The sequence below is a fragment of the Pseudoxanthomonas sp. LjRoot204_2 genome, from assembly GCF_056175765.1.
In genome coordinates this window covers 1-11,816 of record NZ_JBGFFG010000055.1, presented here as the reverse complement: position 1 = coordinate 11,816, position 11,816 = coordinate 1, and the positions used below count along the sequence as shown (strand labels likewise).

12 protein-coding genes are annotated in these 11,816 nt (G+C 67.1%); 9 read left to right on the top strand and 3 right to left on the bottom strand.

The window, feature by feature from the left end; translation table 11 throughout:
* From AC04L7_RS04480 to AC04L7_RS04460, 5 genes are all read left to right on the top strand, one after another.
* A partial coding sequence (locus AC04L7_RS04480) for an ABC transporter permease (protein WP_475512585.1) occupies nucleotides 1–480 on the top strand: 480 nt, incomplete at its 5' end.
* Between the two features lie 4 nt (nucleotides 481–484).
* Nucleotides 485–1,027 carry an outer membrane lipid asymmetry maintenance protein MlaD gene (gene mlaD, locus AC04L7_RS04475; RefSeq protein WP_299344736.1) on the top strand — a complete coding sequence of 181 codons (543 nt, stop codon included), beginning with the start codon at nucleotides 485–487 and terminating at the stop codon, nucleotides 1,025–1,027.
* A gap of 8 nt (nucleotides 1,028–1,035) precedes the next feature.
* On the top strand, nucleotides 1,036–1,698 hold the full coding sequence (locus AC04L7_RS04470; RefSeq protein ID WP_436000896.1) for an MlaC/ttg2D family ABC transporter substrate-binding protein: 663 nt from the start codon (nucleotides 1,036–1,038) through the stop codon (nucleotides 1,696–1,698).
* Nucleotides 1,682–1,984, top strand: coding sequence for an STAS domain-containing protein (locus tag AC04L7_RS04465; protein WP_299344741.1), 303 nt, complete (start codon nucleotides 1,682–1,684; stop codon nucleotides 1,982–1,984). The genes AC04L7_RS04470 and AC04L7_RS04465 overlap by 17 nt, the downstream gene beginning before the upstream one ends.
* Before the next feature lie 28 nt (nucleotides 1,985–2,012).
* Nucleotides 2,013–3,023, top strand: a complete 1,011-nt coding sequence (locus tag AC04L7_RS04460; protein ID WP_435995809.1) for an MlaA family lipoprotein — start codon at nucleotides 2,013–2,015, stop codon at nucleotides 3,021–3,023.
* Nucleotides 3,024–3,238: 215 nt separating this feature from the next.
* Here AC04L7_RS04460 and AC04L7_RS04455 read toward each other — a convergent pair whose 3' ends face one another.
* A complete protein-coding gene (locus tag AC04L7_RS04455) occupies nucleotides 3,239–4,588 on the bottom strand; it encodes a DNA recombination protein RmuC (protein ID WP_475512584.1) in 1,350 nt (449 codons plus the stop codon).
* Between the two features lie 194 nt (nucleotides 4,589–4,782).
* Between AC04L7_RS04455 and AC04L7_RS04450 the strand changes: the two genes are divergently transcribed.
* Both AC04L7_RS04450 and fabV read left to right on the top strand, forming a co-directional pair.
* Nucleotides 4,783–6,219 (top strand): amino acid permease, encoded by a 1,437-nt coding sequence (locus AC04L7_RS04450; protein ID WP_475512583.1) that lies wholly within the window; start codon nucleotides 4,783–4,785, stop codon nucleotides 6,217–6,219.
* A 157-nt stretch (nucleotides 6,220–6,376) separates the two neighbouring features.
* Nucleotides 6,377–7,594 (top strand): enoyl-ACP reductase FabV, encoded by a 1,218-nt coding sequence (fabV, locus tag AC04L7_RS04445; protein ID WP_299344749.1) that lies wholly within the window; start codon nucleotides 6,377–6,379, stop codon nucleotides 7,592–7,594.
* A gap of 135 nt (nucleotides 7,595–7,729) precedes the next feature.
* On the opposite strand, the gene AC04L7_RS04440 is transcribed toward fabV, so the two are convergent.
* Nucleotides 7,730–8,398, bottom strand: a complete 669-nt coding sequence (locus tag AC04L7_RS04440; protein WP_435995812.1) for a 3-keto-disaccharide hydrolase — start codon at nucleotides 8,396–8,398, stop codon at nucleotides 7,730–7,732.
* Nucleotides 8,399–8,400: 2 nt separating this feature from the next.
* Nucleotides 8,401–9,570 (bottom strand): class I SAM-dependent rRNA methyltransferase, encoded by a 1,170-nt coding sequence (locus AC04L7_RS04435; protein ID WP_475512582.1) that lies wholly within the window; start codon nucleotides 9,568–9,570, stop codon nucleotides 8,401–8,403.
* A gap of 243 nt (nucleotides 9,571–9,813) precedes the next feature.
* Here AC04L7_RS04435 and AC04L7_RS04430 point away from each other — a divergent pair, with 243 nt between their 5' ends.
* Together AC04L7_RS04430 and AC04L7_RS04425 are read left to right on the top strand one after the other, a co-directional pair.
* The gene (locus AC04L7_RS04430) at nucleotides 9,814–10,773 is read left to right on the top strand and encodes a TerC family protein (RefSeq protein WP_296278686.1); all 960 of its coding nucleotides are present in this window, start codon (nucleotides 9,814–9,816) and stop codon (nucleotides 10,771–10,773) included.
* 90 nt (nucleotides 10,774–10,863) lie between these two features.
* A complete protein-coding gene (locus AC04L7_RS04425; protein WP_435995814.1) occupies nucleotides 10,864–11,649 on the top strand; it encodes a rhomboid family intramembrane serine protease in 786 nt (261 codons plus the stop codon).
* Nucleotides 11,650–11,816 lie beyond the last annotated feature (167 nt).

Here is an 11,816-nt window from a genome sequence, read left to right as displayed (position 1 = left end):
GTGCTGACCGCGCTGCTGTTCATCGGCCGCGCCGGCAGCTCCATCGCCGCCGAACTGGGCCTGATGCGCGCCACCGACCAGATCAAGGCGCTGGAACTCATGGCCATCGACCCGGTGGCGAAGGCCGTGGCGCCGCGCTTCTGGGCCGSCGTGWTSACGRTGCCGCTGCTGACCGGCTTCTTCTGCTCGCTGGCGATCAGCGCCAGTTACTTCGAGGCCGTGCACGTGCTCGGCCTCGACAACGGCACCTTCTGGTCCGCGCTGCAGAACAGCGTGGACTTCTGGGACGACTTCGGCGTGGCACTGCTGAAGTCGGCCGTGTTCGGCGGCACCGCCGCGCTGGTCGCGGCCTACGTGGGCTTCCACGCCGAGCCGACCATCGAAGGCACGTCGGTAGCCACCACCCGCGCGGTGGTGAACGCCTCGCTGCTGGTGCTGATGTTCAATTTCGTCATGTCTGCATTGCTGTTCAGGAGCTGACCCCATGTCCGTCCGTGGACCCCGCCTCGAATTCGCCGTCGGTGCTTTCCTGCTGCTGGCCCTGGCCTCGCTGCTGGTACTGGCACTGGCTTCCACCAACAAGCGCTTCGGCGTGGGCGGCGGCAGCTACGAGCTGAGCGCACGCTTCTCCAACCTGGGCCAGCTGCGCAAGCAGGCGCCGGTGAAGATCGGGGGCGTGGTCATCGGGCAGGTGGCCGACATCCAGCTGGATCCGGTCAAGTTCGATTCCATCGTCACGCTGTCCATCGACAACCGCTACAAGGACCTGCCGGCCGATACCGCCGCCGGCATCTTCACCAGCGGCCTGCTGGGCGAGAACTACATTGGCCTGTCGCCGGGCGGTGATCCCGAGGTGCTGAAGCCCGGCGAGGAAATCGCCTTCACCCAGCCGGCGGTGGACCTGCTGCAGCTGGCCGGCAAGTACATGTTCAGCGGCGGCACCAACAATGCCGGTGCAGGCTCCGGGGAACCCCCGGCCAGCGGCGAGACCGCCGCGCCCCCCGTTACGGAAGGACCGACCCCATGAAGACCCTCATCAAGCCCTCCCTGCTCTCCGTCGTGCTGTCGGCCGCGCTGCTGGCGTCCGCGCCCGTCGCCGTGTTCGCCCAGGCTGCCGCGCCGGCCACCGCGGCCAAGCAGGCCACCGCCAGCCAGGTCGTGCTGGCCAGCAGCACGCGCATCCTGACGACGCTCGATCAGCGCCGCGCCGAGTTCAAGTCGAATCCCGCGGCGCTGCGCCAGTTCGTCACCGGTGAGTTCAACACGCTGTTCGACGGCGACTATGCTGCCCGCCTCGTGCTGGGCGTGCACGGTCGTGGCGCCTCCGACGCCGACGTGAAACTGTTCGGCCAGGCCCTGACCGAGCGCCTGCTGTCCGCCTACGGGGCGCGCCTGGCCGACTTCAACGCGCGCCTGAAGGTGCGGGTGAAGTCCGAGTCGCCGTTGCCCGGCGGCCGCGGCGTGAAGGTGGACACCGAGTTCGTACAGGCGGACCAGACGGTCACTCCGATCACCTTCTATGCCCGCAACGTGGGCGGCCAGTGGAAGGTGTTCGACGTGCTGCCGGAAGGCGTGTCCTTCGTTCAGACGTTCAAGACCCAGTTCGACACCCCGCTGCGGCAGAAGTCGATCGCGCAGGTGGCGGCGGACCTGAAGTCCGGCAAGCTGCAGGTCAACGGTAGTGCCGGCGGCAACTGACGCCGGCGTCCGGCGGGACGGCGACGCGCTGCTGTTCTCGGGCGCGCTGGACCGCGCCGCGGCCGCCGTGCTGTGGCCACAGGCCTCGGCGCAGTGCGCCGGGGCGCAACGCATCGTCCTGACCAACGTCACTACCGTCGACAGCGCCGGGCTGGCACTGTTGTCGGCGCTGGCCGCGCGCCTGCACGCCAGTGGTATCACCCCGCGTTTCGAAGGCCAGCCCGCTGGCCTGGCCGATCTCCAAGCCGCGTATCGCCTGACGCCGGAACTGGATTTCCCGGCATAACCCCACCCCGCCGTTTGCAGGAATCAGGATGAATCTGTTCCGCCTCAGCACCGTCGTCCTGCTGGCCGCCCTGGCGACCGCCTGTGCGTCGGCTCCCCCCTCTTCGACGGCTGCGCCGGCCGATGCGGTGGTTGTCGACAGTACCGCCACGGCGTCGGCTCCGTTGCCGCCCGTGCCACCGATCGATCCCGCCAGTATCGATGCCCCCGCACCGGCGGCCGACACCGCCACCGCGTCGGAAGGTGAGGACGACTTCGCCGCCATCTACGGCCAGGGCGCCTACGATCCGGTCGCCGATCCCACGCTGCCCGCACCGGCGCAGTCGCCGACTGCCTACGACCCGTGGGAGAAGTTCAACCGCAAGGTGCACGCCTTCAACAATGTCGTCGACCGCGCCGTCGCACGGCCGCTGGCCCGTGTCTATGTGGCGGCGGTGCCGCGCCCCGTGCGCCTGGGCGTCGGCAACTTCTTCGACAACCTGCGCCAGCCGCTGACGATGGTGAACCAGTTGCTGCAGGGGCGTCCGCGTGACGCCACGCAGACCTTCGGCCGCTTCCTGCTCAACTCCACGGTCGGCATCGGCGGCATCTTCGACCCCGCCAGCGACCTGAAGATGAAGCGCCGCAGCGAGGATTTCGGGCAGACGCTGGGCACGTGGGGCTGGAAGCGCTCGCGCTACGTGGAGCTGCCGTTCTTCGGCCCGCGCACCGTACGCGACGTGCTGGGCCTGGCCGGCGACATGCCGCTCAGTCCGGTCAGCAAGATCGAGGACGACAAGACGCGCATCTTCCTGCAGGGCCTGAACCTGGTGGATACCCGTGCGCAACTGCTGTCACTGGACAGCCTGCGCGATGGTGCGGTGGACGACTACGCGCTGGTCCGCGACTCGTGGCTGCAGCGCCGCAATTACCAGATCGAAAGCCATCGCAGCACCAAGCAGTCGACCGAAGACGAGCTGCCGGAGTACCTGCAGGACGAGAACACCCCGACCGTGCCGGCCGACGCGATGCCGATGCCGGAGATCAGCGGCGGCGGTTGAGGCTGACAGGTAGCGATCAATGAAAACGGCGCCTGCGGCGCCGTTTTCTTTTGGGCGTTCCCTCTCCCTGCGCAGCGGGGAGAGGATGCCGAAGGCGGGTGAGGGGCAAACGAAGCGGGAAAGATCCAGCGCATGGATGAAAACCGCGCCCGCCCCTCATCCGCCCGTTGGGCACCTTCTCCCGCAGGCGGGGAGAAGGGACAACACGCGACGCCTCACTCCGCCTCGTCGCCGCCCAGCAGCTTCTGGCTTTCCTCACCCGGCAATGCTTCGACACCACGCAGCTGCCGCTCGATCGCACGGGTGCGCACGCCGGCCTGCTTGATGCTGTTCTGCACCGTGTCCAGCTGGCTGTTGGCTTTTTCCAGCACGGTCGCGAACTTTCCGAACTCGGTCTTCACCGCGCCCAGCAGCACGCGTACTTCGCTGGAACGCTTTTCGATGGCCAGCGTGCGGAAGCCCATCTGCAGGCTGTTGAGCAGCGCCGCCAGGGTGGTGGGTCCGGCGACGACGATGCGATGGTCGCGTTGCAGCGCATCCACCAGGCCGGGACGGCGGATGGTTTCCGCGTAGAGCCCTTCGGTGGCCAGGAACAGCACCGCGAAGTCGGTGGTATGCGGCGGCACCACGTACTTCTCGTTGATCGATTTCGCCTGCACCTTGATCGCACGCTCCAGCTGCGTGGCGGCGAGGCGCATCGCCTCGGTGTCGCCGCGTTCCTGCGCRTCGAKCAGGCGYTCGTAGTCKTCGCGCGGRAACTTGGCGTCGATCGGCAACCAGACCGGCACGTCGCCCTCCTGGCGACCGGGCAGGCGGATGGCGAAATCCACCGCTTCGTTGCTGTCGGGGCGGACCTTGACGCTGCGCGAGAACTGCTCGGCCGTCAGCACCTGCTCCAGCAGGTTCTCCAGCTGCACTTCGCCCCAGCCGCCACGGTCCTTGACGTTGGTCAGCACGCGCTTGAGATCGCCGACGCCGGTCGCCAGCTGCTGCATTTCGCCCAGGCCACGCTGCACCGCTTCCAGCCGTTCGGACACCAGCGAGAACGACGCGTCCAGGCGCTGAGTCAGCGTCGCCTGCAGCTTCTCGTCCACCGTCGCGCGCATCTGCTCCAGCTTCTGGGCATTGTCGGCCTGCAGTTCCTTCAGGCGGCCTTCCAGCGTGGTGCGCATCTCGCCGATGCGTTGTTCGTTGCGCTGGGTCAATTCGTTCAATCGCTGGCCGAGTGTGTCGGCGAAGCGCTGCTGCGACTCGGAGGCCTCCAGGCGACCCTTGCGCGCGTCCTCACTCAGCGTATCGCGCAGTACGTCCAGGCGCTGGTCGGTACGGGTGCTGAGATCGGCCAGGCTGCGCGCGAAACCGTCGATGCGGACCTCCTGCGCCCGCGAGAGGCCCTCGAGCTGTTCGCGCAGTTCGCTGCGGCCCTCGCGTTGTTCATCGCGCAACGCGCGCTCGAGCAGGTCGCCGATGCGTGCCTCCGGACGGCGCAGCACCAGCACCGCGAGCAGCACGATGGCGATGGCGACGAGGACCAGGAGGAGGAAAAGAAGGGTCTGGGAATCCATGCGGACAGTGTAGCCGCTGGCGTCTCAGCCCCTGAGCATGCGGGAGTGCGCGTGGTGCGCCGCCGATTGCCAGCGCGGGGGTGGGCCGCTTAGGCTGCGGTCGGTCGAGGCTTGGTGCCCGATCACCCCCGCATCCCGCCTGCGCTGGCGCTTCGCCCGCGCGCTGTTCCGTTGACGCACTCCGAGGACCCTCCATGACCTGGCTACGGCGCAAATCCATCGACCGGATCACCGAGCACGAAGAAGGCCGGCGGCTGGTCCCCACGCTCAGCTGGCCGCATCTGGTCGCGCTGGRCATCGGCGCCATCGTCGGCACGGGCATCTACACCCTGATCGGTGTCGGTGCGGAAAAGGCCGGCCCGGCGGTGCTGATTTCCTTCGTCGTCGCAGGCGTGGTCTGCGCCTGTGCGGCGCTGGCGTATGCCGAGCTGTCGACGATGATGCCGGCTGCCGGCAGCGCCTACACGTACAGCTATGGCGTGCTGGGCGAATCCATCGCCTGGATCGTGGGATGGAGCCTGATCCTGGAGTATTCGCTGGTCGTCAGCACGGTGGCTGTGGGGTGGTCCGGCTACTTCGTCGGCTTCCTCGAATGGGTGCAGCAGAACTTCGGCTGGAACGTCACCCTGCCCGCGGCGCTGGCGGCCGGTCCGCACGCCGGCGGCGTGATCAACCTGCCCGCCATCGTCATCACCTTCGCCGTCGCCGGCCTGCTGATCGCCGGTACGCGCGAGAGCGCGACGCTCAACGCGATCCTGGTGGTGTTCAAGCTGATCGCCCTGGCGGTGTTCATCGCGGTCGCGCTGCCGGCGTTCAATCCGGACAACCTGCAGCCATTCATGCCATATGGCTTCCCGAAGTCGATCGGGACCGACGGTGTCGAACGGGGCGTGATGGCGGCGGCGGCGATCATCTTCTTCGCGTTCTACGGCTTCGATGCGATTTCCACCGCGGCCGAAGAGACCAAGAATCCCGGCCGCGACCTGTCCATCGGCATCATCGGCTCGATGGTCGGCTGCACGCTGATCTACCTGGTGGTCGCGGTGGCGGCCGTGGGCGCGCTCAGCTACACCGTGTTCGGCCAGAGCGCCGAGCCGCTGGCGCTGATCATGCGCGAGCTCGGCCACGGCACCGCTGCGCTGGTGATCGGCATCGTGGCCATCGTCGCGCTGCCGACCGTGCTGCTGGCGTTCTTCTATGGACAGAGCCGCATCTTCTTTGTCATGTCGCGCGACGGCCTGCTGCCGCGCAGCCTGTCGAAGGTCAATCCGCGCACCGGCACGCCGGTGGCGATCACGGTGTTCACCGCCGTGCTGGTCGCGGCGCTGGCCGGCGTCGCGCGGCTGGATGAAATCGCCGCGCTTGCCAACGCCGGTACGCTGGCCGCATTCGTCGCGGTGGGTGTCTGCCTGCTCGTACTGCGCAAGCGCGAACCTAACCGGCCGCGGGTGTTCCGCACGCCGTTGGCCTGGGTGGTCGGTCCGGTCGCCATATTAGGCTGCCTGTACCTGTTCTGGAGCCTGCCGCACCGCACGCAACTGTGGTTCCTCATCTGGAACGTGGTTGGCATCGTCGTCTATCTCGCCTACAGCCGCCGCAACAGCATGCTCGCGAAGGGCGGCGACGCATGACGTAGCGTGCGCCATGCGCACGAACGCAGCATCCCAAGACGATCCGGGTCGTGCGCACAGCGCGTCCATACGCATGCGTCTGCAGTGCCGACGCTTCATTCCCGACGCCCGCGGCACTAAGATGCCGCGCAGGCACACCATCCCCCGGGTTACCACGTTGATCATCCATCCCAAAGTCCGCGGCTTCATCTGCACCACCACCCATCCGCTCGGCTGCGCGCTCAACGTGCGCGACCAGATCGCCGCCACGCGCGCGCAGGGCGTGCGCAACGATGGGCCGAAGAAGGTGCTGGTGATCGGTGCGTCCAGCGGCTACGGCCTGGCGGCGCGCATCAGCGCGGCATTCGGCTTCGGCGCGGACACATTGGGTGTGTTCTTCGAGAAGCCCGGCAGCGAGAAGAAGGCGGGCACCGCGGGCTGGTACAACTCCGCCGCGTTCGACAAGGCGGCGAAGGACGCCGGCCTGTACAGCCGCTCGATCAACGGCGATGCGTTCTCCGACGAAGCGCGCGCCAAGGTCATCGAGCTGATCAAGACGGAGATGGGCGGCCAGGTGGACCTGGTGGTCTATTCGCTCGCCTCGCCGGTGCGCAAGCTGCCTGCCACGGGCGAAGTGAAGCGTTCGGCGCTGAAGCCGATCGGCGCGCCTTACACGTCCACGGCCATCGACACCAACAAGGACCAGATCACCCAGGCGACGATCGAGCCGGCCACCGAGCAGGAGATCGAAGATACCGTCACCGTGATGGGCGGGCAGGACTGGGAACTGTGGATCGATGCGCTGGAGAAGGCCGGCGCGCTGGCCGACGGCGCGCGCACGGTGGCCTTCAGCTACATCGGCACCGACATCACCTGGCCGATCTACTGGCACGGTGCGCTGGGACGCGCCAAGGTCGACCTGGACCAGACCGCGCAACGCCTCGATGCACGCCTGAAGAAGACCGGCGGCACGGCGAACGTCGCCGTGTTGAAGTCGGTGGTGACGCAGGCCAGTTCGGCGATCCCGGTGATGCCGCTGTACATCAGCATCGTCTTCAAGGTGATGAAGGAACTGGGCCTGCACGAAGGCACCATCGAGCAGCTCGACCGCCTGTATCGCGACCGCATGTACCGCGCCGACGGTGCACCCGCCGAGACCGACGACGAGAACCGCCTGCGCCTGGACGACTGGGAGCTCAAGCCGGAAGTACAGGCGAAAGCAAAGGCCCTGTGGCCGCAGGTCACCAGCGAGAACCTGTTCCAGCTGACCGACTACGCCAACTACAAGCACGAGTTCCTGAAGCTGTTCGGCTTCGAGCGCAGCGACGTGGACTACGACGCAGACGTGGACCCGGACGTGAAGTTCGATTGCATCGAACTGTCGCCGGAAAACTGATCGCTCAGTGTGGCGCACGACGAGGCGGGCTTCGGCCCGCCTTTTGTGTAGGTCTTGTCTGTGGGAGCGACGTAAGTCGCGATGGCAGATCGCTGCACAGGGTCATCGCGACTTACGTCGCTCCCACAACAACGCCTATGAGCAGCTCCGGCCAAGGGCGCGGATACGCATGTTGCGCAGGTACACGGCATTGCCATGGTCCTGCAGCCCGAGGTGGCCGCGACGCGCTCTGGCGAACTCTGCCTGATCGGCGAACTTGCTGCCGGCGACGCGACGTGTCCAGTCATCGCTGTCCAGGTCGTAGGTCGCGACACGCACACCGTTGAGCCAATGCGCCACGCGCGGACCGCAGGCGACGATGCGCGCGTGGTTGTACTCCCCGAGGGGACGCAGCACATCGCGCGCAGGGGCGACGAGGTCGTAGACCGCCGCGGCACGGTGGCTCGGCACGATGCGATCCTCGGCGGCCCGATCATCGAGCAGCTGGTACTCCACTGCCCGCGCCCAGATCGGCGACGCGTCAACGGCGCGATAGAACAGGCCGCTATTGCCACCCAGCTGCACGCGCCATTCCCACTCCAGCTCGAAGTCACCGTAGGTATCGACGCTGATGATGTCGCCGCCACCGGCAGCGGTCAGCACGAGTTCGCCGTCGCGGACCTGCCAGCGCGCGTCCAGCGCAGAAGCGCCGACGCTGCGCCACTGGCCCGCCTCTGCCAGCGAATGCCAGGGCGCCTCGGGCGCCGATGCGCAACCCGCCATCAGCGTAGCCAGCAGGATCGGAATGACCCGCTGGCCGCGCATGTTCAGTCGACCACGCGGCAGAACACCGCCTTCAGGTAGCGCGATTCCTGCACGTGCGCCATGAAGGGATGGTCGGGGCCGGCGCCGGCGACCTTGAGGATCTGGATCGTGCGGCCGGAGAAATACGCGGCGCGGCGCAGCATGTCGAGGAACTGCTCCTCGCTGACCAGTCCGGTGCACGAGAACGTGGCGAACAGGCCACCGGGCTTCACCACGCCCAGCGCGAGCTTGTTCATGTCGAGGTACTTCTTCAGCGCGGCGATCACCTGCTCGCGGTCTCGCGTCATCTTGGCCGGGTCCAGAATCACCACGTCGTACTGCTCGCCGCGGTTCGCCGCATCGCGCAGGTACGGGAAGATGTCGGCCTGCACGAACTTCGGCCGCACGTTGTTGAGCTTCGCGTTGCCCTTGGCGATCTGGATGACGTCCTGGTCGATGTCCACGCCGACGACCTCGGTCGCACCGCGTGCCGCGGCGTACACGGCGAAGCCGCCGGTGTTGCAGCACAGGTCCAGCACGGTCTTGCCGTCCACCTGCTGGCTCAGCCACTCGCGGTTCTCGCGCTGGTCGGCGAAGAAGCCGGTCTTGTGCGCGCCCGCCGGATCGGCGCGGAACTTCACCCCGTACTCGGTGATGACGGCCGCTTCGGTGGTCGTGTTGCCGTGGAAGTCGAAGCTTTCCTGCTTCTGCACGTGCTCGTCGGCGAAGCTGTGGAAGCGGCAGCCGGGGAACTGCTCGCGCAGCGCCTCGTAGATCCATTCGCGATGCCGGAACATGCCGGCCGCGAAGAACTCCACCACGATCAGGTCGYCGTAGCGGTCCACGACCAGGCCCGACAGGCCGTCGCCTTCGCTGTGCACGACGCGCCAGGCGTCGCTGATGGCGTCCAGCTTCAGCACGTCGCGACGCAGCGAGACCGCGTCGGCGATCTTGCGCGAGAACCAGCCGGCATCCACCGGGATGTCCGGATGCGTCTCCAGGATGCGCACGGCGATGCGCGAGTGGCCGTTGTAGAAGCCGCGGCCGATCCATTCGCCGTCCACCCCGACCACCTCGACGAGGGTGCCGGACTTGGGCTTGGCGGCGGGCTTCTCGACCAGCTTCTGGAAGATCCACGGGTGGCTGGAACGCCAGGCGTTCTTCAGGCGTACGGTCGGGTTGGGCGTATTCATGAACGGCATTTTACCCGCCCGGTTGACCCGGCCGGCCACCGTCCGGACAATTCGCCACAGAAGGGGAGTAGCTCCCAAACGTGCCGGCCGTCATTTCGAGCAGCGATGCTCCGGTCCCACGGCAGCCCACTGGGCTGTGAGCGAGACCTTCGCCGCGATGGCGAAGGCATACCCCGGATCCCCGTTTCCCGGTTCCGAGATGTCCGCGCCTGCGGCCGTCCTCCACTTTTTTCGGGAATCTCGATGGAAACGATTGGCAACCCCTGGTTATGGGCCGGCTTCGGCGGCCTGGTGGTGATYGCCTTGCTGGTCGACCTGGTGCTGATGCGCCATGGCGGCGCGCACAAGGTGACGTTCAAGGAAGCGATGTGGTGGAGCCTGGGCTGGATCGCGCTGGCGATGGCCTTCAACGGCGGCCTGTGGTGGTACGTCAACGAGACGGCCGGCCTGGTGGAAGCCAACCGCGTGGGCCTGGAGTTCCTGACCGGCTACCTGGTCGAAAAGGCGCTGGCGGTCGACAACATCTTCGTCTTCCTGATGGTGATGACCTATTTCGCGGTGCCTGAGGAACAGCGTCAGCGCGTGCTGGTGATCGGCATCCTGGGCGCCATCGTCCTGCGCAGCATCCTGATCTTTGCCGGCGCCGCGCTGCTGGCGAAGTTCCACTGGCTGCTCTACCTCTTCGGCGCGTTCCTGCTGCTGACCGGCATCAAGATGTGGTTCGCCGCCGGCAAGGAACCCGACCTGGAGAAGAACCCCGCGCTGCGCTGGATGCGCAAGCACCTGAAGCTCACCGACGGCTACCGCGGCGACAGGCTGAGCGTGCGCGAGAACGGCGTGCGCTGGTTCACCCCGCTGTTCGTGGTGCTGGTGCTGATCGGCGTGACCGACGTGATCTTCGCGGTGGACAGCATCCCGGCGATCTTCGCGATCACCTCGGACCCGTTCATCGTGCTGACCTCGAACGTGTTCGCGGTACTGGGCCTGCGCGCGATGTTCTTCCTGCTGGCCGGCATGGCCGACCGCTTCCACCTGCTGCCCTACGGCCTAGCGGTGGTACTGGGCTTCATCGGCATCAAGATGCTGCTGATCGATCTCTACAAGATCCCGGTGCCGTGGGCGCTGGGCACCGTGGCGGCGATCCTGGGCGTCACCATCGTGCTGAGCCTGGCACGCCCGCAGAAGGCGGAACCGGCCGGTTGAGGCCTGCGCGGCAGACCATCCCGTCCGCGGGATGGTCTGTCCATCGCGGCGCGGGCTTGCATTCGCGCCGGACGCCGCCAGAACTGCATCATGGACCTGCATCCCGACGACCCGGCGTTCGACCCGGATACCCAGCGGCGTTATGACCGCAAGCGCCTGTTGCGCGCGCTCAACCTGAGCCTGGCCTTCGTGCTGGTGCTGGCCATGGTGTACTCGGCACAGAACAGTTTCGACGTGTGGGCCTTCACCATTGCGCCGTTGTCGGTGGAAGGCCTGCTCGGGATCCTCACCGCACCGCTGCTGCATGGGTCGCTGGAGCACATCGCCGCGAATGCCTCCGCGCTGCTGATCCTCGGCACGCTGGCCGGCGCTGTCTATCCGCGCGCCACGCTGTGGGCGATCCCGCTGGTGTGGCTGGGTTCCGGCCTGGGGCCCTGGCTTCTGGCCGATCCCGGCACGCACACGCTCGGCGCCAGCGGACTGACGCACGGCCTGATGTTCATGATCTTCATGCTCGGCCTGTTGCGTCGCGACCGCGCCGCGATCGCCGCCGGCATGATCGCCTTCCTGTTCTACGGCGGCATGGTGCTCACCATCCTGCCCCGCGAGGCCGGCGTGTCTTGGCAGGCGCACCTGGGTGGCGCGGTGGCAGGCCTGATCGCCGCCTTCCTGTTCCGTCGCCTGGACCCCGAACTGCCGCGCAAGAAGTACAGCTGGGAGATCGAGGAAGAAGAAGCGGCAGCACGCAGCGACGACGAACTCGAATTGCCGGCGCCGCGTGAAGTGCCGCTGCTGTGGGTGCGCCCCGAACCTGCGGAAGAAGCGCAGCGCGGCGTGGTACTGCGTTTCCCGCCTCGCGAGCCACCCACGTCCTGACGCTTCCTGTGGAAGCGACGTGAGTCGCGAAGGAGGTCTGCTGTCGATGAGGCACAAGGAAAAGGCAGGCCATATTGGTCTGCCTTTTCTTCTTGCGAATGAGGGATCGCGCCCTTTCGCGACTCACGTCGCTCCCACGAGGCACGGCTCGTGCACGTAGCGTGCGC